Source organism: Nocardia thraciensis (genome assembly GCF_054782435.1).
The window spans coordinates 88,735-110,523 of record NZ_BAAGSM010000037.1 but is presented as its reverse complement, the minus strand read 5'-3'; the positions used below and the strand labels follow the sequence as shown (position 1 = coordinate 110,523).

Here is a 21,789-nt window from a genome sequence, read left to right as displayed (position 1 = left end):
ATCTGCTTCGCCACCGCGAACGGTCCGAAGGTGAGCAGATAGATCGCGGCGTCCACGATCGCCATGGTGTTCTCCTCAGTCGAACTTGCTGTCCATCCAGTCGATGGTCTGCATACCGAAAAGGTCTGTGCCCCAGCCGTACAGGTCGCCCAGCATCCTGGGCATGCTGCAGTCGGTCGGCTTGTAGGTGACGTCGGCGCCCCCCGACCGATAGGTGTCGGCGAGGTGACGGGCATCGGCCGCCGGAACCAGCGACATCGGCGAATCGTCGGCGGCGCACGAACTGATCAGCACCTTCGACTTCGGCGCGCCGGACTTCCCGAGCTCGTTGTCGTCGAACACATGCTGGAAGGCGGGCTCCTCGGCCGGGCTCTGCCCCGACCTGAACAGCGCCTGCAGCGGAACCATCGGCATGCCGAAGTACGCCGGTGTCTGGCACTGCGTGCGGAACACGTCCGCGACCTGCTTGCCCAGCGGATTCAGTTTCTCGTCCAGCTTCATCTCCGTGTAGTACGGTTCGAGCCCCAACAGCGTGGCGAACGCGAAGCCCGAGCCGACCGAACCGTCCGCGATCCGCATGAAGTTGCGCTGGTTGACGACCATCCCTTCCAGCACAGTCGATTTCACGTCCAGCTCGGGGGCGTACTCGGACTGGATCTCGCTGGAGACGGCCGCGCCGACGCCGCCGCCCGCGATACCGAACAGCGAGACCTGGGCTTTCGGGTTCAGGCCCGCCTCACGATGGCTCAGCGCGGCGCGGACGCCGTCGAGCTGCGCGTGCGCGGCGGGCTTGCCCGCGAAGACGCCGTGCGGCTTGCGGTCACCGTCGTTGCCGACATCGGAGATCATCACCGCGTAGCCCTTGTCGAACATCATCCCCAGCGGTCCCAGGGCCGACCAGGACGAGCCGTCGAGCGGGTCGCCGCCGGTCCACTGCGTGCTCGGGTGGCAGGACCAGCCGACGCTGTCGTTGGCCTCCTGATAGGAGACCACCTTTTTCTCCCCGGCGGGCCTGCCGTCGCGCGGGACCATCATGATGCCCGTGCTGATCACAGGGGCCTTGCCGTCGAGGCCGGTGGTGACGTACATCAGCTTCCAGGCGTCGAGGTTCGCGGGCTTCACCCCGAGGAACATCACGTCGACCTTCTTGGCCTTCAGCACCTGCCCCGGCTGCTCGGAACCGGTCAGCTTCGGCTCCTGATAGAAGGGGTCGTCGGCCATCAGAGCCTGAAAGTTCTCCTGCGGCGAGGCGGCGGTCGCGCCGTTCAGCGAACCGACCACGAAACCGTTGAAAACCTGTCCCGGAACGGGGGTTCGGGGCTCGACCTCGGACTTGGGCGGTGCGGACTCGGGCACCGGCCCCGGCGCGGGCGTCGTCGACTGCGGCGACGCCGGGGTGGGCGACGGCTCGGCAGCGGGTTGTGCGGCAACGGTTCCCGCGGCGGTGCACAGCATCGCCAGGCTCGCGGTTATCGCGATCAGAGTTCGGCTACGCATCTCAGCCCTCCTGTCCGGCCGCGGCGGGCGCGACCTTCAATTCGTTCGCCGCCGAGATCAGCAGCTGCGGGATGTTCAGCAGTGGGCGGTGCGATTCCATCTGCTGCTCGTACGGCGTCCGCATGGTGGCTTCCAATGCGGGCCAGTTGTTTTCGACCTGGTCCTTGTACTTGGGCAGCAGTTGTCCGGTGATGTAGTCCCATCGCCGATCCAACACCGACCAATTCCAGTCCGGCAGCGGCAGGGTGAGCTGCATGGCCCGGCCGTCGGAGCCGGTGAAAGGCACACGGACAGGGCGGAATTCGCGCGGCGGCACCACTCCGGCCACCGAGGGTGAACCGACCGCACCGCTCAGGTAGGTGATTGCCTCGCCGACCGGCCCCTTGTAGGCGCGCACGTCGTCCCACTGCCCGCCGATCGCCCACTGCTGTTCGCGCCGCAGCAGCGTCCCGTTGCCCGCGGCGATCCGGGCCCGGTCGCCCGAGGCGACATCGCGCCAGGCGTTCATGATGTCGTCACCGAACAGCCCGGCCCGCTGGAACTCCGCCACCGCGGGCAGCCCGCCGGTGACGTAGGCGTCGTGCATCGGCATCAGGTCGGAGAAGATGTTCTTCTGCATCACCAGGATCATCCCGAGGATCCAGTGCAGATCCTCCGGCGTGATCTGCGGACCGGCCTGGGCCAGCGCCTTCAGCCCGTCCGGCAGCATGGCTACCGCCTGCGGGCCCGCCGCCTGCTCCACCGCGCCGAGCACCCGGTTCGCGGCATCGGCGATGCCGGGCAGGTCGTAGACGCTGCCCATCAGTTCGAAATCGACCAGCCCGCCGCCGAAGTCGGCACCCACCTGGCCACCCATCCCGGCCCACTGCAGTTCCCGGTGCCCCAGCTGCAGGTCCTCGTAGTAGCGGTAGGACTTGATCAGGTTGTCGCGGTTGGCCCGCACGCCCGCGCGGGGGTTCCAGGACTTCAGGTCGATGCCCGCCTTACCGGTCGCGTCGACCAGCCAGTACTGGTACAGCAGCGCCGCAAAGCGCGTGGGCGCCACGCCCTCGGCCCGCGCCTGGTCCAGCAGGCGGCCGAGCTCGGCGTGGTCATAGGGCAGTTCGGGGTTCACCCCGCCCGGGCCCTGCGCGGCGTTCCGGTTGACCAGCGGCAGATCGAGATAGCGATCCACCTCGCTGCTCGCCGATGCCGGTGCCGCCGCGACGAGTCCGAGTCCTACCAGCGCTGCGAGGGCAAGTCCCGCGCCGCGCATCATTGCGCCGATTCGCATGGTTGTTTTCAGCCTTCCGCTTACGCTGTGGGGGTCGAAATAGTGATGACGACGGCTATTTGCCATCGAATAGCTGATATATGTCGATATCCGGCACGCGCCGCCCGGCGCCGTTGCCGCGCCGATGGCCGATGTCGTCCGGCGGTCGACTCAATGGTTAACGACAGATTACCAACGCCCGTTACAGCGTTTACCAAAGTCATGGGATGATTTTGCCTGGCAGCTGAGCCGGTCGACCACTCAAATTGCCTGCCAGCAGCGTGTTTTGCTGATCTGGCGAAAGATCCGCGAGTCCGTGCGCGCGACAGGTCCAAATGGCACATATCACAGATAGATAACGTTTGATATAGGTATTTGCGGTGCGGGTCACGCTCGCGCGGTCATCGGCCATCGGGCCCGCCACACACCGGTCCCGAGCTGTCGGACCGGCGCCCGGGCGGCTACCGTCGGATGCCATGCGCACCGTTCCCGGGATCGTTCTCGCGGTACTCGCGGTCACCGTGACCGCCTGCTCCGGCGGCAACCGGACCACCGACACCCCCAGCGCCACCGCGGCGCCACCGAGCTCGACCACGGCGGCGACCACCAGCGCGCAACCCGACTGCACCGCAGGGTTTCTCGCCCAGTTCACCACCCGCCAGAAGCTGGCCCAACTGCTGACCGTCGGCGTCAACGGGCTCGCGGACGCCGAGAGCCTGGTGCGCTCGGAACAGATCGGCGGAATCTTCCTCGGCAGCTGGACCGATCAGTCGCTGCTGGCCGACAAGCAGATCGACCGGGTCAAGGCGGCCGCCCGCACCCCGCTGATGGTGACGATCGATGAGGAGGGCGGCCGGGTGTCGCGGCTGAGGAACCTCATCGGCGCCGCGCCGTCCGCCCGGGTCAGCGCCCAGACGGTATCCGCGGACGAGTATTACCGGGAGAGCGTGGCGCGCGGGCGGGCCATGAAGGACCTCGGCATCACCGTCGACTTCGCCCCGGATGTCGACGTCTCGAGCCAGCCCGACGACAGCGTGATCGGCGACCGGTCCTACTCCGACGCTCCCGAGGTCGTCACCCGCTACGGCGACGCCTACATCCGCGCGATGCGCGACGCCGGGCTGGGTGCGGTGATGAAACACTTCCCGGGCCACGGCTCGGGTTCCGGCGATTCGCATACCGGCGCGGTCCGCACCCCGCCGCTGGAGCAACTGCAGCAGGTCGATCTCGTGCCGTATCGCAACCTGATCGGCTCGGGCGCGGGCGTGATGGTGGGCCACCTCGACGTGCCCGGCCTGACCGAGCCCGGCGTCCCGGCCAGCATCAGCCCGCAGGTGATGGCGCTGCTGCGGCAGGGCAGCGGCTACGGGGCCGCGCCGTTCGACGGGCCGATCTTCACCGACGACCTGAGCGGCATGGCCGCCATCACCAGCCGGATGGGGATAGCCGACGCGGTCGCGGCGGCTTTGGAGGCAGGGGTCGACAACGCGCTGTGGATCAACAGCGACGCGGTCGCGCAGGTGCTGGACCGGCTCGAGCAAGAGGTGCGCGCGGGGCGGCTGCCGATGAAACAGGTCGACGACTCGGTGCTGCGGATGGCGCGCTACAAAGGCATCCCGATGCACTGCTGAGGCGGCCGACGCGGCACTCCCCCGCGGTGGGGAGCGAATCGCGGGCAAGTGCCTTCGCTCGAACTTACCTTGGAGTAAGATAAGAGTTTCACCATGGTCTAGGAGAGCGGATGGCAGGCGGAACGAAACGGCTTCCTCGGGCGGTTCGTGAACAGCAGATGCTGGACGCCGCCGTGGAGGTGTTCTCGCGCAAGGGATACCACGATACCTCGATGGATGCCATCGCCGCAGAGGCAAAGATCTCCAAGCCGATGCTCTATCTGTACTACGGCTCCAAGGACGAGCTGTTTCGCGCCAGCATTCAGCGTGAGGCCGCGCGCTTCATAGAATCCGTGGCGGTGGCGGGCAACCCGAAGCTGACACCGCACGAACAGTTGCGCGCGGGCCTCGAGGCCTTCCTGTCGTACGTGGACAACAACCGGCTGTCCTGGCAGGTGCTCTACCGCCAGGCACTGGGCCAGCAACCGTTCGCGTCCGAGATCACCAACAGCCGTGAGCGGGTCATCGAGCTGACCGCCAAACTCCTCGAGTCCAGCGCCAAATACGCCGAGCCCGGAACGAATTTCGACATCGTGTCGGTCGCGGTCATCGGCGCGGGAGAGGCCATCGCCGACCGGATCGCCGACGGCGAGGTCGAGGTCGCCGAGGCCGTGGATCTGCTCGACAATCTGGCCTGGCGCGGCCTGGCGGGCAAGAAGAAGGCGGATTGACGTCCTCTCCGGCCATGAAAGACCGAGTGCGGGACGCCGGGGACCGCGACGAATTGCGCGAGTGCGGAGATCGGGATTCCGGTGGGCGCGATCTGGATTGCGATCCCGCCTCCGGCCGAAACATTTCCTGGGGTTATGCGCGAGTTGCATGGGTTTTCCGCTGTGTTGACGCGGCCGGAGATCACAGCGTGGTGTGCTGGCGTGACCACACAGAACCTGGAGGGAGGCGGGCATGTCGGACCAGGAATCGACGGACGAGGGATCGACGCTGGCGCGGCGGCAACTGGGAAAGTATCTGCGCGAGGGTCGGGAGGAATGTGGATTCACGCTGCGGCAAGCATGTGCGCTGATCCAGCGCAGCGCCAGTGCATTGCAGCGGATCGAAACGGGTGCAGTACAAGTGCGGGATGCGGATCTCGAGGCACTGTGCAAGATCTACGGATTCGACGACGACCGCACCGCTGCGATGCAGGCTCTCGCGGCTCAGGGCAACGAGCAGAGCTGGTGGCTGGACTACAGAGACCTGATGCGAGGACGTTTCAATTTTTATGTGGACCTGGAGGCGGCAGCGGAGAAGCTGACGACCTACGAGCCCGAACTCGTGCCGGGGTTGCTACAGACACCCGGGTACGCGAGTGTGCTGATCCGGTCCGTCTATCCCGACGACGGCCCCGACGAGCATGCCCGCCGAGTGCGGTTGCGGATGCGGAGACAAACCAGGATCACGCGCAAGTACCTGCCAGCGAAGCTGGAGGTCATCCTCCGAGAGTCGGCCCTCCGGACCGTCGTCGGCGGACCGAAGATCATGGAGGCCCAGGCAAAACACCTTGCCGACATGGGAACCCGATCCAATGTGACCGTGCGGATCCTCCCCAGCAGCGCCGGATTCCCGCTGGGAGAATCGGTCGGTCCGTTCGTCATGCTCGAGTTCGGCACGGATAGAAAAGGGCAGCTTGCCGAGCCGCCCGTGATCTACGTGGAGTGTTATACGGGGAGCCTGTACCTGTCGAAACCAAAAGACGTCCAGAGATACCATGAGGCGTACGAGAGCCTCCGGCGCAGCGCGATGGATCCCGCAGCTAGCCGGGCTCTGCTCAGGCAGATTGCGAAGGAGTACGCGTCCTGATGGTCGATCTAGCGAATGCCCGGTGGTTCAAGAGCAGCCGTAGCGGCGGCGGGGAGAACTGCGTCGAGGTCGCCTTCCTCCCCGATAACCTTGTCGGCGTTCGCGATTCGAAGAACCCCGGCGATCCCGCGCTGGTATTTACCGCGGACGAATGGTCGCAGTTCACGGCCCTCACCGAGCGGACCGCATTCGATCTCTGACTCTCGCCGATACACCGCCCCCGGCGCTCGGCAGCTTCTTTCGTACGGCGGGGGGTCTCAACCCGGAAGAGCCGCTCACCTTTTCGACATAGCCGCATATCGAATCCCCCATGCGATCCGATATGTGGCCGCGAAAAGGTGTGCGGCTCCTCTTATCCGGTCCCCGACGGTCCGAAGCTCAGCGCAGCGTGGCGGTCAGGTGCGGGTAGCCCTTCTTCGGGTGCTTCAGCGACAGGTCCCAGCCGGCGGCTCCGTCCGAATCGCTGACCTGGTCGGCGTACACGTTGACCGTCGACGGCAGCAGGATCGGCTTGCCGAATTTCACCGCGTAGGTGCTCTGTGCCGGGACGCGGCCCTCGATGACGCCGAGAACCGCCGCGGCCGACCACATTCCGTGCGCGATCGAGCGCGGGAAGCCGAAGGCCTTGGCGCTCAGCGCCGACATATGGATCGGGTTGCGGTCGCCGGAGGCCGCGGCGTAGCGGTGGATCATCGCCTGGTCCACGCGCAGCGTGCGCAGCGGCGGCGGGGGCGCCTCGTCCGGCTTGGGCTCCGGCTTCGGGCCACCCGACAGCGACGTGCGCTGCTGGTGCAGGAACGTGGTGACCTGCCGCCACACCTGCTCCCGGCCGACGCTGATCTCGCTGATCGCGTCGACCAGCAGGCCCTTGGGGTGCTCGCGCAGATTCTCCACGTGCGTGCGGATGTCCAGCGGCTCGCTCACCGAGATCTCGCGGGTGCGCTCGATCAGGTTCTCCGCGTGCACCGCGCCGACCGCCACGAACGGGAAGTCGCGCGCGACGACCAGTTGCATGGCGAGCGGGAAGGTGAGCACGAACGGATAGGTCAGCGGCAGCGAATCGCCGAACCGCAGCCCGGTCGCGTGGCAGTACGCGGCCAGGTGGTCGACGTCGACCTGCACGCCGCTCAATTCCACTGCGCGGTCGGGGATCTGGGACTTGCGCGCCGAGAGCAGCGGGACGGCCCCCAGGGCGGCCCGCAGATAGAGGCTGCCCGTCTTCGGGGGCTCGTGCAACGAAATGGTCTGGGTCATGATGCTCCGATCAGGCGCCGATGAGGCTCTGGCCGCAGACGCGAACGACATTGCCCGTCACCGCGTTCGACGCCGGGCTGGCGAAGTAGGCGATGGTCTCGGCGACGTCGACGGTCTGGCCGCCCTGCGACAGCGAGCTCATCAACCGGCCCGCCTCGCGGGTGCCCAGCGGGATGGCGGCCGTCATGGCCGTCTCGATGAAGCCGGGGGCGACGGCGTTGATGGTGATGCCCTTCTCGCCCAGCTTCGGGGCCTCGGCGTCGACCATGCCGATGACACCGGCCTTGGAGGCGCCGTAGTTGGTCTGGCCGCGGTTGCCCGCGATACCGGCGATGGAGGACACGTCGATCACGCGGCCACCCTGCTTCAGCGCGCCCTTGGACACCAGAGACTCGGTAATGCGGTGCGGCGCGGCGAGATTCACGTTCAGCACCGAGTTCCAACGGCCCTCGTCCATGTTGGCGAGCAGCTTGTCGCGGGTGATGCCCGCGTTGTGCACGATGATGTCGATGCCGCCGAAGCGCTCGGTGGCGAACTCGGCGATCTTGTCGGCGGCGTCGGCGGCGGTGACATCCACGGCGAGCGCGGTGCCGCCGACCTTGTTGGCGGTCTCCGACAGCGCCTCACCGGCGGCCGGGATATCGGCGACGATCACCTTGGCGCCGTCGCGCGCGAACACCTCGGCAATGGTGGCGCCGATGCCGCGCGCCGCACCGGTGACCACGGCGACCTTGCCCTCGAGCGGCTTGTCCCAGTTGATGCCCGCGGTGGCGTTGTCGTCCTTGCCGACCCGGAAGACCTGGCCGTCGACGAACGCCGACTTGCCGGACAGCAGGAACCGCAGCGTGGACTCCAGCCCGGTGGCCGCGGCGGCCGCCTCCGGGTGCAGGTAGACCAGGTTGGCGGTGGCGCCGCGCAGCAACTCCTTGCCGACGCTGCGGGTGAAGCCCTCCAGCGCGCGCTGCGCGATCTGCTGCTCGACGCCCGAGGCCAGTTCGGGAGTGGTGCCGATGACCAGCACCCGGCCCGACGGCGCGATCGAGCGCATGGCGGGCTGGAAGAACTCGAACAGCTGCTCGAGTTCCTCGATGGAGCCGAGGCCGGTGGCGTCGAACACCAGCGCGCCGAACTTCACGCCCGGCGTGGGGGAATCCACGAAGGTGTAGTCCGACAGCAGGTTCCGGGTGGCGTCGGCGACGCGGCCCTTGCCGCCCACCAGCACCGGACCGGGCAGCGCCGGTTCGCCGGGGGTGTAGCGACGCAGGTTTTCCGGCTTCGGCAGTCCCAGCTTGCTCGCCAGGAACGCACCGGGGGCCGAGTGAATGAACGATCCATAGAGGTTGGGAGCGCTCTTACTCTTGCTGGCTGCCACTGTTCCTACCTTTTCTCGTGTCGAATGTGGACGTCTGCATCGACCATCGCATGCTGCCGCCCCGAGCGTTGTTGCGCACATCTACGGGGGTACGGTGTCGACAACGAACTTACTCCAGAGTAAGTTTAATGTAAACCGACAGCGTAGGAGCATCGGTGCGGAGCCGAATTCCGGCCACGCCCGAGCGCCGAACATCCGACGAGAACAATCCGACGAGTGGAGACTCGAGTGACTACCAAAGCCCGTTCGGCGAAGGCCGCCGCTTCGAACAGCAGCGGGGCCAAGAACACCAAGCAGACCCGACCCGTCGCGGTCCTCGGCGGCAATCGGATTCCGTTCGCCCGCTCCGACGGCAAGTACGCGCACGCCTCCAACCAGGATATGTTCACGGCCGCGCTGAACGGCCTGGTCAGTCGCTACGGCCTGCAGGGCGAGCGGCTGGGCATGGTCGTCGGCGGCGCCGTGCTCAAGCGCGTCGGCGAGCACGGCATGATCCGGGAGAGCGTGCTCGGCAGCGAGCTGTCGCCCTACACCCCGGCCCACGACCTGCAGCTGGCCTGCGGCACCGGGCTGCAGTCGATCGTCACCGTCGGCGACGCGATCGCGCTGGGCCGCATCGAGGCGGGCGTGGGCGGTGGCACCGACACCACCTCCGACGCGCCGATCGGCGTGAGCGAGCCCATGCGCGAGTGGATGCTCGACGCCAACCGCGCCAAGAAGAACTCCGACTACGTGAAGCTGGTCGGGCGGCTGCGGCCGTCGATGGTGGGCATCGAGATCCCGCGCAATGCCGAGCCGCGCACGGGCCTGTCGATGGGCGAGCACGCGGCCATCACCGCCAAGGAGTTCGGCATCGCCCGCGAGGCGCAGGACGAGCTGGCCTATCTGTCGCACCGCAATATGGCCGCCGCCTACGACCGCGGCTTCTTCGATGACCTGATCACGCCGTTCCTGGGCCTGACCCGCGACGACAACCTGCGCCCGGGCTCGACCATCGAGAAGCTGTCGACGCTGAAGCCGGTGTTCGGCAACAAGCTCGGCGACGCCACCATGACCGCGGGCAACTCCACCCCGCTCACCGACGGCGCCTCCGCGGTGCTGCTGGGCAGCGAGGAGTGGGCCGCCGAGCGCAACCTGAAGCCGCTGGCCTACCTGGTCGACAGCGAGGTCGGCGCGGTGGATTACGTCTGGGGCCCGGACGGCCTGCTGATGGCGCCGACCTACGCGGTGCCGCGGCTGCTGGCCCGCAACGGCCTGACCTTGCAGGACTTCGACTACTACGAGATCCACGAGGCCTTCGCCTCCGTGGTGCTGGCGACCCTGCAGGCGTGGGAGTCCGACCAGTACTGCAAGGAGCGGCTGGGCCTGGACGGCGCGCTCGGCTCCATCGACCGCTCGAAGCTGAACGTCAACGGCTCCTCGCTCGCCGCGGGCCACCCGTTCGCGGCGACCGGCGGCCGCATCATCGCCCAGACTGCCAAGCAGCTGGCGGAGAAGGGCTCCGGCCGCGCCCTGATCTCCATCTGCGCCGCGGGCGGCCAGGGCGTCGTGGCCATCCTGGAGCGCTGACGCACCGGTTTCGACGTTCGCGCGAGGGCGGCATCGGGTTCACGAGCCCGATGCCGCCCGCTGGCGTTCGGGACGCATCCATCCGGCCTCGTGCGTGCCTCGAATCTCTGTTGTGCATTATCGTGAAATCGTGAGCGCTGAACGTGACGAACTGAAGCGCCTGGTCGATGAGATCCCCGAAGACCAGGTGCCACAGGCGTTAGCGGATGTCCGGAGACACCTGCATGTCGCTGCTGCGCGCACGTGGCCTCCAGCGTGGTTCGGCAGCGCAGAGGGTGATGGCACCGCCTACGGCGCTCGAAGCGAGGAACTGTTGCGCGACGGCTTCGGCCGTCGATGATCGTCTGCGACACCGGTCCGCTAGTCGCCGCGGCATTCACGAAAGACCCCGACTATCACGCCTGCGCCGAACTGTTTACGAGCCTGCATCTGGCAAATCGGCCGATGCTCGTGCCGACTCCGGTACTCGGGGAAGTCGGGTACCTCCTCGGGAATCTTGCTGGTCCACGAACCGAGGCCGCGTTCCTCACGTCACTGGCGGACGGCGATTTCACCGCGCTGGACCCGATCGACGAGGATTACCGGCGCACAGCAGAACTGGTCGAGAAGTATGCGGATTTTCCGCTCGGAACATGCGATTCGATCGTCATCGCTGTCGCCGAGCGGCTGGGCATCACCGAGGTAGCGACCCTCGACCATCGGCATTTCAGCGTCGTCAGGCCCCGGCATGTGCGAGTGCTGACACTGTTGCCCTGACGGAGCCGTCCACCACGCCAGGCGTCACTTGATAACCGAGGAATTCACCCGCACACCACGTGCTGGTGGGCCAGATCGAAGGTGCGGCGGGCCAGGTCGGAGATGCTCAGGACGTCGCAGCCGGAGACGGCACTGCGCAGCTGGTCGCGCAGGGGTGTGGTCCAGTGGCGCGGTATCGCCGCGGCGCCCAGCAGTACCCCGGCGACGGAACCGGCCGTGGCGCCGTTGGAGTCGGTATCCCAGCCGCCCTGCACGGTCAGTGCCACGGTCCTGCTGAAATCGCCTTCGCCCCAGAGCAATCCGCATGCCACGAGGCAGGCGTTGCCGATGGCGTGCACCCAGTTGTAGTGGCCGTGCCGGGTGTGCACGGACTGCATCGCCTGCTCCCAGCCGATGCCGCGCCGGTGGTCCTCGATCACCTGGGACAGCGCCGAGGCGAGTCGCGATCGTTCCGGAATCACCTGCTGCGCAAGGGTTATCGCGGTCAACGCGTCCGGAGCGGAGAAGGCGCCAGACACCAGCGCGGCGGCCCACATCGCGGCCCAGATCCCGTTGCCGGTATGCGAGACCGAGGCATCGCGGGCGGCCAGTGCGGCCGCCCGCGCCGGGTCGTCGGGGCAGACATAGCCGTAGATGTCGGCGCGGATCATCGCCCCGATCCATTCGCGGTAGGGATTGCGGTGCCGGGCCGTCGCCGGCGCCGCCCAGCCGTCGATGAGGTTGCGGTACGCGACCCGCTCCGCGGTGTAGGTCTGCAGGAACGGCAGGCGCGCGAGCCATTCGGCGGCGACCTCGGCGGCGGTGAACTCGGTGCCGTGATGTTCCAGCAGGTGCAGGCCGAGGACGGTGTAGTCCAGGTCGTCGTCGCGCGGGCAGCCATCGATGCGGCCCCGGGTGGACTCCGGCCAGCTGCGTTGCAGCCGGTAGCCGTCCGGCATCGGATCGAGCACCGGCACGTAGTCGGTCAGCGGATAGGCGTCGGCGCGTTCGAGGTAGGCGCGGATCAGCTGCGGGGTCCAGTGGAATCCGTTCTCCAGCGGCTTCCCGAGCGTGCAGCCGACGCAGCGGCCCAGCCAGCCGCCGAGAATGCGGTCGTAGAGCCGGTTCCCCGACTGCGAGGGTATCGCAATTCGTTGCGGTGCAGCGGTTTCCCCGATCTCGTCGTACGGCCACGCCGGGTCGCGCGGCGCCGTTTCGACGCGATCGAGCAGTTGCCAGCACGCCGCGGGATTGGGGGCCGGGGTGTGGGTGAGATCGCGGACCTCCTCCGCGAAATCGTCGACGATATAACCTGATTCGCTCCGCTGCAGCCATTCGAAGTACAGCAGGGCGCGCGGATCCCCTTCGGGATGGCCGAAGAAGGCCGATTCGATCGGTTCCATGATCTTTCACAGGATCGTGGTGACCACCGCGACGACCTCCGACAGCAACGGCAGCGATTCGTCCCGCTGTGGCGCACGCGCCCACCAGCGTCCCTCGTGGGTGTGCCGGCCGAAGCCGGTGGGCAGGATGACGTTGCTGCGATGCGGGCCGATGTCCACGCCGTGGCGCTCCAGTTGGACGGTACATTCCAGAGAGGGGTACCCATCGAAGACCGTGAGGAACGTCCGGCGGGCCGGTCGGTCGCGCACCAGCACCGGGCCGGGTATCCCGCGCACCGTCAGCTCGCCGATAATCAGCGCGCCCAGCAGTTCGGGGGTGTTCACCGCGGCGATCGTGTCGAGCAGGGGTAGTACGACGAACCCGGGCGAGGTGACGTGCACGCGCGGCAGCCCGAACAGCGACCGATACGCCTGTGCCCAATCCTGAGGAGTGGCAAGTTCTTCCAACCGCACGATCAACCTCATTCGGTTCGATACCCGGCCCGGCGACCGGTGACGGTCGCGGGGATATTCCAGTGAAGACCGAAAAGCCCAGTCGAATCAGTGGTTTCGGTGAATCATGCGCAAATTGTCAGATACGACTGTGTGGAGGGGCTATAGCGAACCAACGGTTTGAAATCCTTGTGCCACAAACTGTTCGGTCCGAACGGGTCGGGGCGCGAGGGCAGCGGACCGGTCACACGATCACACACCCGCCGGAAAACCTCCGGGAAAAGCACCCCCGACATCCGCGTTTCGGGAGGTCGGCGGGGTACTCTCGCTGACATAGGCCGAGGCACCGGAACCCGGGAGGTTCGCTATGCCCTGCGACACGATGCTCATTGCCTACGACGGCTCCGAGAACGCGAAGCGGGCCGTCGAGTACGCGGGCAGGTTCCTGTCCGCGACCAGAGCGGTGGTGCTCACCGCCTGGGAGCCGATGGTGCGCCAGGCCGCGCGGATGTCGGGGCTCTCGGGGGTCATGCAGCCCGAATGGCTCCCCGACGAGGAGATCGAGGACGTCGCCTACGTCGATGCCAAGCACATCAACGCCGAGGGCGTGCGGCTTGCCAGGCTCTCCGGGCTCAACGCCGAGGCGCGCACGGCCGAATGCACCTCCACGATCTGGAACGCGATCGTCGACGTCGCCGACGAGCTGAACGTCGACATCATCGTGGCCGGGACCCGCGGCGCCACCGGCATCCGGGCGCTGATGCATTCCAGCGTCGCCGAGGCGGTGCTCAAGCACTGCCACCGCCCGATCCTGCTGGTCCCCCCGGGCAAGGATCCGGCCGACTCGCGGTAGACCCCCGGAACATGCGCCGCGCGTGCCCGCAACCACAGTGAGATGTCCGTCGCTTCTCCCGGGGCGTCTCGGAGACCGCGGACTATGGTCGGGGAGTCATGGACGGTTTTCTGCTCGCTCAGCCCGGGGGTGTGGTGCGCACCGGCGGCGCCCGGCGCACGTTCGACGATGCGCGCGCAGCGGCGGCGGCGCTGCGCGAGGGTGCCGGACTGATCGTCGGGGCGCTGGCGTTCGACCCGCGTCACCCCGCGGCGCTGTGTGAACCCGAGCGAGCCGAACACACCGCGGGACCGTGGCGTCCGGCGGCGCTGCCGGAGCTGCCACCGGTCCGGGTACTCGCCGAACTGCCCAGTGCCGCAGAACATATCGCGCGGGTGACGAAGCTGGTCGAGCAACTGTCGGACGCGGCACAGCCGCTGCGCAAGGTGGTGGCCGCGCGGTCGCTGCTCGCGGCGGCCGATGAACCGCTGGATCCGACGGTGGTGGCCGGTCATCTGCTGGCCCGGCACCCGCGCGCGAACGTCTTCGCCGTGGATCTGACCCCTGCCGGGCGATCCGGCGCCACCCTGGTCGGCGCCACCCCCGAGGTGCTGGTCGCCCGCCACGGCGACGTCGTGACGCTGCGTCCGCTGGCCGGTACCGCACCGCGCGGTCCGGACCCGGACGCCGATACCGCGTTGTCGCGGGAACTGCTGGCCAGCAGCAAGAATCGTGCCGAGCACGCCTTCGTCATCGACTGGATCCGGGAGCGGCTCGCCCCGGTATGCCGCGAACTGGACGTCCCCGATGGTCCGGAGCTGATCAACACCGCCGAGGTCTGGCACCTCGCCACGCCGATCCGCGGCCGCCTGCGCGACCCGTCCACCACCGCGCTGGACCTGGCGGTGCTGCTGCACCCCACGCCCGCCGTCTGCGGCACCCCCACCGATCTGGCGCTGGAGACCATCACCGAGACGGAAGAGGATCGCGGCTTCTACGGCGGTGCCGTCGGCTGGTGCGACGACCGCGGCGACGGCGAGTGGGTGGTCGCGATCCGCTGCGCCGAGTTGTCCGCCGACGGCCGCACGGTCCGCGCCTTCGGCGGCGGCGGCATCGTCGCCGCCTCCGACCCTGCCACCGAACTCGACGAGACCACGGCCAAACTGCGCACGCTGCTCGGTGGCCTGCGCTGCGAGGTGCCTGGACCGTGATCACGTCCGGCGCCGGACCCCGTCCCGCGGCATCGATCCCCGGCCCATTCACCCGCGCCCGTCGCCGCGCACAGCTTGATGTTGTAGGTTGACTCGGAATACGCCTGCGTCGATGTATGGGAGTCCCGCGATGAAGTTTGCCGTCCCTGGTGCTGCGAGCGCCGTCGCCGGAGCGCTGCTCGGCGTCGTCGCCGTGTTCGTCATCACGACGGCGATGGCGCAGAACTCGCGGCCCGAGGTCGACCGCAGCGGCGACGCGTCGTCATCGCTGCTGAACAACGTTGAGTACGGCTCTCGCTGAGTCGTCGACCGTCGCTGCCCCAACCGCCGACACCGACCGCACCGCGCCGCTGGGTCGGCGCTGGTTCGCAGGCACCATCGTCGCGGCATTCCTGCTGACCTTTCTGCAGGCGCCCAGCCTGACCGTCGCCGACACCAAATACGATCTGGCACAGAATCCGCTCGGATTCCTGGAGCGCGCGGCGCACCTGTGGAGCAGTCAGGCCCCCATGGGGCAGGTGCAGAATCAGGCCTACGGCTATTTCTTCCCGCACGGGGCCTTCTTCTCGCTCGGGCACGTTCTCGGCCTACCGGCATGGGTGACCCAGCGGATCTGGTGGGCGCTGCTGATCCTGGCCGGGTTCTGGGGAATCGTCCGGCTGTGCGAGGCGCTCGGCATCGGCGCCCGCGGCTCCCGGGTAGCGGCCGCGCTCGCCTTCGCCCTCTCCCCACGAGTCCTGACCACCCTCGGCTCCATCTCATCGGAAACCCTCCCGATGATGCTCTCCCCCTGGGTACTGCTTGGCGTGGTCGGATTACCCCGCTTGGTATTGCGGCAACGCTCATCCCGGCAAAAAGCACGCCGGGATGACGAGGGCGGGGCACGCCGGGATGACGACGGCGGAACACCCCGAGTTGACGACGGCGGAGCACCCCGGGATGACGACGGCGGAGCACCCCGGGATGACGACGGCGGAGCACCCCGGGATGACGACGGCGGAACACCCCGGGATGACAACGGCGGAACACCCCGGGATGACAACGGCGGAACACCCCGAGTTGACGACGGTGGGACGCGCCGAGATCACAACGGTGGGGCATGCCTGGAAAACGGCGGTGGAGCACGCCTGGATGACGACGGTGGAGCACGCCGGGATGACGGTGGCGGAGTTCCCCAGGACGACAGCGGAATACACCGCGATGACAACGGCGCAGCACACGAGGGTGACGGCGGAGCGCGCCGGGACCATGACGGCGGGGCACGCCGGGGGGGCGACGGCGGGGCACGCCAGGATCACGACGACGGGGCACGCCGGGGTGACGGCGGTGGGATGTGCCGGGGTGACGGCGGTGGGGTGTGCTCGGGTGGTGGGGCGGGGCGTGGGGCTGTTGGGCTTGGTCCGGCGGGGGGTGCTCTTGCGCTCGGTTTGATGGGGGCTGTTAATGCGGTGGCTACTGTGGCCGCGTTTTTGCCTGCGTTGGTCTGGTGGTTGTCGTATCGGTGGGATCGGCGGTGGTGGCGGTTCAGCCTTGTGTGGGTTCCGCTGCTGGTGTTGGCGACCTTCTGGTGGGTGGTGCCGCTGCTGTTGCTCGGCCGGGTGAGCCCGCCGTTTCTGGACTACATCGAATCCTCCGGGGTGACCACGCAGTGGGCATCGCTGGGCGAGGTGCTGCGCGGCACCGACAGCTGGACGCCGTTCGTCTCGCCGGAGCGTATCGCCGGGGCTGTGCTGGTGACCCAGCCCGCCGCGGTGCTGGCCACAGGGCTGCTGGCGGCGGCCGGGATGGCGGGGCTGGCGCTGCGATCGATGCCGTGCCGGGGGCGGTTCACAATCATCCTGATCGTCGGGCTGGTCGGCATCTGCGCCGGCTATGTGGGCGAACTCGGCGGGCCGTTCGCCGAGCAGGTGCGGATCTTCCTGGACGCGGGCGGCGCGCCGCTGCGCAATGTGCACAAGCTGGAGCCGCTGATCCGCATCCCGCTGGTGGTCGGGCTGGCCCATCTGCTGCGCAAGGTCCCGCTGCCCGCCTCGGTGCCGATGCCGGTGTGGCGCAGGGCCTTCGCCCATCCCGAACGGGACCGGATGGTGGCCGTCGCGGCGCTGATCCTGGCCGCGCTGGCCCTGTCGACCTCGCTGGCCTGGACCGGCAAGCTGGCGCCGCGCGGCGCCTACGATCAGGTCCCGTCGTATTGGCAGCAGACCGCGGACTGGTTGGCGCACAACGCCTCCGACACCCGCGCCCTCGTCGCCCCGGGTGCGCCGTTCGGCAGCCAGATCTGGGGACTGACCCGCGACGAACCGCTGCAGGCGCTGGCACGCAGGCCCTGGGCGGTGCGCGATTCGGTCCCGCTGACCCCGCCCGGCGCGATCCGGGCCCTGGATTCGGTGCAGCGCCTGATCGCCGACGGGCGGCCGTCGAACGGGCTGGCGCCGACCCTGATCGCGCAGGGCATCGGAATCCTGGTGCTACGCAACGATCTCGACCCGGAGACCTCGCGTTCGACCCGGCCGATGCTCGCGCACCAGGCGGTCGAGGGCTCGCCGGGACTGACCAAGGTGGCCGAGTTCGGCGAGAAGATCGAGATCGGGCGAGGCGACGGCCTGATCGCCGACGGTGATCTGCGCCCGGCCTATCCCGCGGTCGAGATCTATCGGGTCGGCGCCGCGCCGCCCGGCACGCCCGAGGACGTCCGCAGCGGGCCGGGCGCACCGCCGTCGTTCCCCGGCGCATACACGGTGCCACTCGATTCGGTGCCCGTGGTGCAGGGCGGGCCCGAGGCGCTGGAACGGTTGCGGCGCACCGCCGATGCCTCCTCCGGGCCCGCGCTGCTCACCTCCGATGCCGCTCGCGCCGGGCTGCCGGGCGGCTCGATGACCGTGACCGACACCCCGATGGACCGGGAGGCCGACTTCGGCCGCGTCGACAACCACGCCTCGGCGCTGCGCGCGCCGACCGATGCCCGCCGCACGCACAACCTGGTGCCCGACTATCCGGTCCCCGGCGCTCCGCTGGTGGAGGGCGAGTGGTCGGGCGCCACCGTGACCGCATCCAGCTCCGCCGCCGACGCGACCCAGCTCGGGGGCGCCGCGCCGGGCGCCTCGACCGCCGCGGTCGTCGACGGCGACACCTCCACGGCCTGGTTCAGCAACAGCGCCGAACACGCTGTCGGACAATGGCTTCGGCTCACCCTCGACCACCCTGTCCAGGCCGGGTCGCTGCAGGTGGCGACCAGCCCGGCGGCGATCGGCGACCCGGTGAAATGGATCGAGGCGCGGACCAACAACGGCACCGTCGCGGCGCGCGTCTCCGAACCCGGAGCGCCGGTGTCGGTATCACTGCCGCCCGGGCGCACCGAGTGGGTGCGGATCATGGCGACCCGCACCGAGGGCGGCACCGCCGGAGGGCAATTCGGCATCAGCGAGCTCGGCCTGACCGACTACTCGAACCGGGACGCCCCGGTACCCGTGGACATCCGGCACCGCACCGTGCTGCCGCCCGTGGCGCCGGGTACGGATTTGCGGGGCTGGTCGCTCGGACAGGAATTCCCCGGCCGCAGTAGCTGTTTCGACGCGCCCGACCGGGTGCGGTGCAGCAAGGGGCTGGGGCTGGGCGCCGAGGAGTCGGGCACCTTCGAGCGCACGCTGGACGTCCCGGCGCCGATGGACGTCACCCCGCGACTGACCGTCCGCGCCCGCCCGGGCCCCGCCCTCGAATCCCTGCTGACCGATCCGGATCGGCTGATCGCCCGCGGCAAGGCCGACGTCGGCGACCTGCGCGGTTCCGCGTTCGCCGCCACCGACGGCGATCCGCGCACGAGTTGGACGGCGCCGGAGGACACCGTGCGCCATCCGTCCGGCCCGAAACCGACGCTCACCGTCGAACTGCCGCGCCCCGCTCTGGTGACCGGCCTCGAGGTGACCACTCCGCACGGCGACCTGCCCGCCCGCCCCACCTCGGTCGCGGTGAATCTCGGTGACGGACCGCAGGTTCGCGAACTCGACGACGAGGCCGAGCCCGGGACACCGACCCGGATCGAGTTGCGGCCGCGGATGACCGACCGCATCGAGCTCAGCATCAACACCTGGCGATCCGTATTGGACCGCACGGCACTGGGTTTCGCGCAGGAACAGCCGCCGGGGCTGGCCGACGTCTCGGTGCTGGGCCCGGACTACCCGCCGCCCGCCGCGCCGGACCGCCCGATCACCGTCGACTGCGCGGGCGGCCCGACCGTGGCGCTGGCGGGCAAGATCGTGCACACCACGGTGACGGCGACCGCGGCCGAACTGCGTTCCGGGGCACCAGTTCCCGCGCAGGTGTGCGGGGTGCAATCCGCGGCTCCGGCCGGGACCGACCCAGCTGTGTCCGACCCCGCTGCGCCCCAGGAGGTTTCGGCCGACTCCCCGATCGCCCTGCCGGACGGCCGCGTGGATGTCACCGCCGCGCCGACCGAACTGTTCTCGGTCGACCAACTGCGGCTGAACCGCACCGACGCCGCACCGCGGTCACTGTCGGCGCCGCCCGGCACCCGGCTGCTCGTTCTGCCGCTGAGTACCAACGTGGGCTGGAAGGCGCACACGGCCGACGGCAGCACTCTGGATCCGGTCGTGGTGGACGGCTGGGAGCAGGGGTGGTTGCTGCCCGCCGATGCCAAGGGGCCGGTGACCGTCGAGTTCCCGGCGGACCACTGGTACCGACTGGCCATCTTCGGCGGGCTGCTGCTACTGATACCCCTTGTCGCCCTGGTGGTTCCGTGGCGACCGATGCCGTGGCGACGACGCGCGACAGGAGTTACCCCACCCGACAGTGCGATCCCGGCCGACAGTGCCGCCGTCCCCGGGGAGGCACCCACGCCTGGAAAAGCACACACACTCGAGGACGCACCCGCACCCGACGAGGAACCCACGTCCACGGTGGCCGGAGAATCCTCGGAGCGTTCGAGTAGTGGAATGCGCCCCGGCGCGAAGTCGCTGCGGGCTACTCCTCACACCGGTCGGGATGCCGCGCCGGGCAACGACAATCGGCCGTCCTCCGCATCCCGGACCGATCCGTCGGCCCGACCCGACAGCGGACCGAACACCGCCCCCGCACCGTCGAATCCGCCTCCGCGGACCTGGAACAGCCGCGTACTCGGGGCGGTGGGTCTCTGCCTGGCCACGTTCCTGATCGCGGGGCCGGTCGGAATCGCCCTCACGGCAGCGGGTCTCGTCGCCGCGTACTTCGGCGGTCGGATCGTTCCGCGGGTGCTGGTCGCCGTGGCGGGGATCGGTACGGTGGCCTCGATGGCCGCGCTGTCCACCGGTCCGTGGCGGTCGCCCGAGGGGTATATGGGGGGCTCGATCTGGGTGCAGTTGCCCGCGTTGCTCGCCGTCGTCGCCGTCGGCATCGCCGCGCTACCGTCACGTGATCGCAGCTGAGACGGCCGGCGGATCAGCCGAATCGGCGCCGAACACAGTGGCGCACAGGCTCTTCGACCAGTGCGTAGCTGGCGGCCGCGAGCGGCAGCGTGAAGGCGACCGTCAGCACCAGAACGGGCACGAAGCTGCGCTGGAAAGGCACGATGCCGAATACCGGGAACACCATGGCCAGCACGGCCAGGTGCCAGATGAAGACGCCATAGGACCAGCGGCCGATCGTCGCGGCCACCCGGCTCTCCAGCCAGCGGTGCGGCCGGTCGCCGAGCACCAGCGGCGCCAGCAGCGCGAAACCGATGAGTGCGCCCAGGCCCATCTTCATGGCGTACTGCCACGGGACGCCCCGGGTGAGACCGGCCGGTCCCGCGAGGTCGGTGGCCGACAGCAGGAAGATCACCAGCGCGATCGGCCACATGACCCAGGGATTTCCGGCGATCCGCCGCCACGTCGACCCCGCACCCGCACCGCCCTCCACCAGCTCGGCCAGCAGCATGCCCGCGACGAACCACGGCAGATATCCGGGCAGCCAGTTGTCGGCGTTGATCGCGTCCGGCGTCGGCACCGGGAGGAAGTTCCAGCCCAGGCTCACGACCCCGAGCGCCAGCACCACCGGCGCCCGCCACCGGGCCGCCGCACCGCGCAGCCGCACGACCGCCAGCGCCAGCAGCGGCAGCACGAGATAGAAGGCCACCTCCACCGACAGGCTCCACATCTGCGTCAAGCCGTCTGTCAGCGTCAGCGGCACGAAGACCTGCAGCAGCCCGAGGTTCGCCACCCATACCCGCAGCCCGGCCGAATGCGCCGCCGAGGGCAGCAGAATCAGCACCGCGCACACCACCACCCAGTACGCGGGCAGGATGCGCGCGGCGCGGTGGAGGAGGTAGCGCCCGGCGGTCGGGGCCGGGCCCAGTCCGCGGGCGGCCGCGGCATGGGGCCGCCACAGCAGGAACCCCGACAGCCCGAAGAACACGGCGACCGCCATATCGAATCGCCCCCACACCCGACCCACCACCGGCATGCCGGTCGCGCCGGTCTGGAAGGCGACGTGGGTCAGCACGACCCCGAGCGCGGCCAGCCCGCGCATACCCTCGAGCGCCGGGACGAACGCCCGGCGGCCGGGCGCCGCCGATCCGTCGGACGGGGCGTGCGCGGACACCGACGAACCGCTGGGCGAGACCGCAGCCTCGGCCGCCACGGGCCGCCGTTCGGTGGGCGCTGCCACCGTCGCGCTCGAGGCGGCGACCTGGTCGGCATGGGGTGTCACGGGCACTATCATCGGGCTCCAGTCTGCCGCTTCCCCCCGGCGGTCGGCAGTCCCGCATCCGATTGCGGAGATTTCCGGGCTCAGCTC

18 protein-coding genes and 2 pseudogenes are annotated in these 21,789 nt (G+C 69.0%); 13 read left to right on the top strand and 7 right to left on the bottom strand.

The features are described 5' to 3' along the window. Positions 1-75 precede the first annotated feature (75 nt). Both ACYVLQ_RS24465 and ACYVLQ_RS24460 read right to left on the bottom strand, forming a co-directional pair. Positions 76-1,497 carry a lipase family protein gene (locus ACYVLQ_RS24465; protein WP_460699856.1) on the bottom strand — a complete coding sequence of 474 codons (1,422 nt, stop codon included), beginning with the start codon at positions 1,495-1,497 and terminating at the stop codon, positions 76-78. A gap of 1 nt (position 1,498) precedes the next feature. Next, on the bottom strand, positions 1,499-2,770 hold the full coding sequence (locus ACYVLQ_RS24460; protein WP_460699855.1) for a hypothetical protein: 1,272 nt from the start codon (positions 2,768-2,770) through the stop codon (positions 1,499-1,501). A gap of 455 nt (positions 2,771-3,225) precedes the next feature. Here ACYVLQ_RS24460 and ACYVLQ_RS24455 point away from each other — a divergent pair, with 455 nt between their 5' ends. The 4 genes from ACYVLQ_RS24455 (at position 3,226) to ACYVLQ_RS24440 (ending at position 6,416) form a co-directional block, all read left to right on the top strand. Next, complete coding sequence (locus tag ACYVLQ_RS24455; RefSeq protein WP_460699854.1) at positions 3,226-4,380, top strand: glycoside hydrolase family 3 N-terminal domain-containing protein; 1,155 nt, start codon at positions 3,226-3,228, stop codon at positions 4,378-4,380. Positions 4,381-4,490: 110 nt separating this feature from the next. After that, entirely contained in the window at positions 4,491-5,090 is a 600-nt protein-coding gene (locus ACYVLQ_RS24450) for a TetR/AcrR family transcriptional regulator (RefSeq protein ID WP_460699853.1), read from the top strand. A gap of 232 nt (positions 5,091-5,322) precedes the next feature. Then, positions 5,323-6,216, top strand: a complete 894-nt coding sequence (locus ACYVLQ_RS24445; RefSeq protein WP_460699852.1) for a helix-turn-helix domain-containing protein — start codon at positions 5,323-5,325, stop codon at positions 6,214-6,216. Beyond that, a complete protein-coding gene (locus ACYVLQ_RS24440) occupies positions 6,216-6,416 on the top strand; it encodes a DUF397 domain-containing protein (RefSeq protein ID WP_460699851.1) in 201 nt (66 codons plus the stop codon). Before ACYVLQ_RS24445 ends, ACYVLQ_RS24440 begins: the two co-directional genes overlap by 1 nt. 178 nt (positions 6,417-6,594) lie before the next feature. Here ACYVLQ_RS24440 and ACYVLQ_RS24435 read toward each other — a convergent pair whose 3' ends face one another. Both ACYVLQ_RS24435 and ACYVLQ_RS24430 read right to left on the bottom strand, forming a co-directional pair. Continuing rightward, entirely contained in the window at positions 6,595-7,470 is an 876-nt protein-coding gene (locus ACYVLQ_RS24435) for a MaoC family dehydratase (protein ID WP_460699850.1), read from the bottom strand. 10 nt (positions 7,471-7,480) lie between these two features. After that, on the bottom strand, positions 7,481-8,842 hold the full coding sequence (locus tag ACYVLQ_RS24430; RefSeq protein ID WP_460699849.1) for a 3-oxoacyl-ACP reductase: 1,362 nt from the start codon (positions 8,840-8,842) through the stop codon (positions 7,481-7,483). Positions 8,843-9,070: 228 nt separating this feature from the next. Here ACYVLQ_RS24430 and ACYVLQ_RS24425 point away from each other — a divergent pair, with 228 nt between their 5' ends. The 3 genes from ACYVLQ_RS24425 (at position 9,071) to ACYVLQ_RS24415 (ending at position 11,167) form a co-directional block, all read left to right on the top strand. Next, entirely contained in the window at positions 9,071-10,411 is a 1,341-nt protein-coding gene (locus ACYVLQ_RS24425) for an acetyl-CoA C-acetyltransferase (RefSeq protein WP_460699848.1), read from the top strand. A 130-nt stretch (positions 10,412-10,541) separates the two neighbouring features. Beyond that, positions 10,542-10,751, top strand: coding sequence for a hypothetical protein (locus ACYVLQ_RS24420; RefSeq protein WP_460699847.1), 210 nt, complete (start codon positions 10,542-10,544; stop codon positions 10,749-10,751). Further along, positions 10,748-11,167 (top strand): type II toxin-antitoxin system VapC family toxin, encoded by a 420-nt coding sequence (locus tag ACYVLQ_RS24415; RefSeq protein ID WP_460699846.1) that lies wholly within the window; start codon positions 10,748-10,750, stop codon positions 11,165-11,167. Before ACYVLQ_RS24420 ends, ACYVLQ_RS24415 begins: the two co-directional genes overlap by 4 nt. Positions 11,168-11,211: 44 nt before the next feature. Here ACYVLQ_RS24415 and ACYVLQ_RS24410 read toward each other — a convergent pair whose 3' ends face one another. Together ACYVLQ_RS24410 and ACYVLQ_RS24405 are read right to left on the bottom strand one after the other, a co-directional pair. Then, positions 11,212-12,549, bottom strand: a complete 1,338-nt coding sequence (locus ACYVLQ_RS24410; protein WP_460699845.1) for an ADP-ribosylglycohydrolase family protein — start codon at positions 12,547-12,549, stop codon at positions 11,212-11,214. A gap of 6 nt (positions 12,550-12,555) precedes the next feature. Beyond that, positions 12,556-13,002, bottom strand: coding sequence for a hypothetical protein (locus ACYVLQ_RS24405; RefSeq protein ID WP_460699844.1), 447 nt, complete (start codon positions 13,000-13,002; stop codon positions 12,556-12,558). A gap of 346 nt (positions 13,003-13,348) precedes the next feature. Here ACYVLQ_RS24405 and ACYVLQ_RS24400 point away from each other — a divergent pair, with 346 nt between their 5' ends. The 6 genes and pseudogenes from ACYVLQ_RS24400 to ACYVLQ_RS24375 all read left to right on the top strand — a co-directional run. Then, on the top strand, positions 13,349-13,834 hold the full coding sequence (locus tag ACYVLQ_RS24400; RefSeq protein ID WP_460699843.1) for a universal stress protein: 486 nt from the start codon (positions 13,349-13,351) through the stop codon (positions 13,832-13,834). 98 nt (positions 13,835-13,932) lie between these two features. Next, positions 13,933-15,024 (top strand): isochorismate synthase, encoded by a 1,092-nt coding sequence (locus tag ACYVLQ_RS24395; RefSeq protein WP_460699842.1) that lies wholly within the window; start codon positions 13,933-13,935, stop codon positions 15,022-15,024. A 130-nt stretch (positions 15,025-15,154) separates the two neighbouring features. Beyond that, positions 15,155-15,325: a DUF2613 domain-containing protein gene (locus ACYVLQ_RS24390; RefSeq protein WP_084520114.1), complete on the top strand. Its 171-nt coding sequence runs from the start codon at positions 15,155-15,157 to the stop codon at positions 15,323-15,325. A 49-nt stretch (positions 15,326-15,374) separates the two neighbouring features. Beyond that, positions 15,375-15,866, top strand: a pseudogene (locus ACYVLQ_RS24385) (alpha-(1->3)-arabinofuranosyltransferase domain-containing protein); the annotation flags it as partial. A gap of 25 nt (positions 15,867-15,891) precedes the next feature. Beyond that, positions 15,892-16,455 (top strand): hypothetical protein, encoded by a 564-nt coding sequence (locus ACYVLQ_RS24380; RefSeq protein ID WP_460699957.1) that lies wholly within the window; start codon positions 15,892-15,894, stop codon positions 16,453-16,455. Continuing rightward, positions 16,428-19,859: pseudogene (locus tag ACYVLQ_RS24375) on the top strand (alpha-(1->3)-arabinofuranosyltransferase domain-containing protein); the annotation flags it as partial. The gene ACYVLQ_RS24380 and the pseudogene ACYVLQ_RS24375, both read left to right, overlap by 28 nt. 595 nt (positions 19,860-20,454) lie before the next feature. On the opposite strand, the gene ACYVLQ_RS24370 reads toward ACYVLQ_RS24375, so the two are convergent. After that, positions 20,455-21,594, bottom strand: a complete 1,140-nt coding sequence (locus ACYVLQ_RS24370; RefSeq protein WP_460699953.1) for an acyltransferase family protein — start codon at positions 21,592-21,594, stop codon at positions 20,455-20,457. Positions 21,595-21,789 lie beyond the last annotated feature (195 nt).

Bases quoted from the DNA above. Each gene is read 5' to 3' on its own strand.
- ACYVLQ_RS24465 (WP_460699856.1), bottom strand. From the start codon at position 1,497: ATGCGTAGCCGAACTCTGATCGCGATAACCGCGAGCCTGGCGATGCTG.
- ACYVLQ_RS24460 (WP_460699855.1), bottom strand. From the start codon at position 2,770: ATGCGAATCGGCGCAATGATGCGCGGCGCGGGACTTGCCCTCGCAGCG.
- ACYVLQ_RS24455 (WP_460699854.1), top strand. From the start codon at position 3,226: ATGCGCACCGTTCCCGGGATCGTTCTCGCGGTACTCGCGGTCACCGTG.
- ACYVLQ_RS24450 (WP_460699853.1), top strand. From the start codon at position 4,491: ATGGCAGGCGGAACGAAACGGCTTCCTCGGGCGGTTCGTGAACAGCAG.
- ACYVLQ_RS24445 (WP_460699852.1), top strand. From the start codon at position 5,323: ATGTCGGACCAGGAATCGACGGACGAGGGATCGACGCTGGCGCGGCGG.
- ACYVLQ_RS24440 (WP_460699851.1), top strand. From the start codon at position 6,216: ATGGTCGATCTAGCGAATGCCCGGTGGTTCAAGAGCAGCCGTAGCGGC.
- ACYVLQ_RS24435 (WP_460699850.1), bottom strand. From the start codon at position 7,470: ATGACCCAGACCATTTCGTTGCACGAGCCCCCGAAGACGGGCAGCCTC.
- ACYVLQ_RS24415 (WP_460699846.1), top strand. From the start codon at position 10,748: ATGATCGTCTGCGACACCGGTCCGCTAGTCGCCGCGGCATTCACGAAA.
- ACYVLQ_RS24410 (WP_460699845.1), bottom strand. From the start codon at position 12,549: ATGGAACCGATCGAATCGGCCTTCTTCGGCCATCCCGAAGGGGATCCG.
- ACYVLQ_RS24400 (WP_460699843.1), top strand. From the start codon at position 13,349: ATGCCCTGCGACACGATGCTCATTGCCTACGACGGCTCCGAGAACGCG.
- ACYVLQ_RS24395 (WP_460699842.1), top strand. From the start codon at position 13,933: ATGGACGGTTTTCTGCTCGCTCAGCCCGGGGGTGTGGTGCGCACCGGC.
- ACYVLQ_RS24390 (WP_084520114.1), top strand. From the start codon at position 15,155: ATGAAGTTTGCCGTCCCTGGTGCTGCGAGCGCCGTCGCCGGAGCGCTG.
- ACYVLQ_RS24380 (WP_460699957.1), top strand. From the start codon at position 15,892: ATGACGAGGGCGGGGCACGCCGGGATGACGACGGCGGAACACCCCGAG.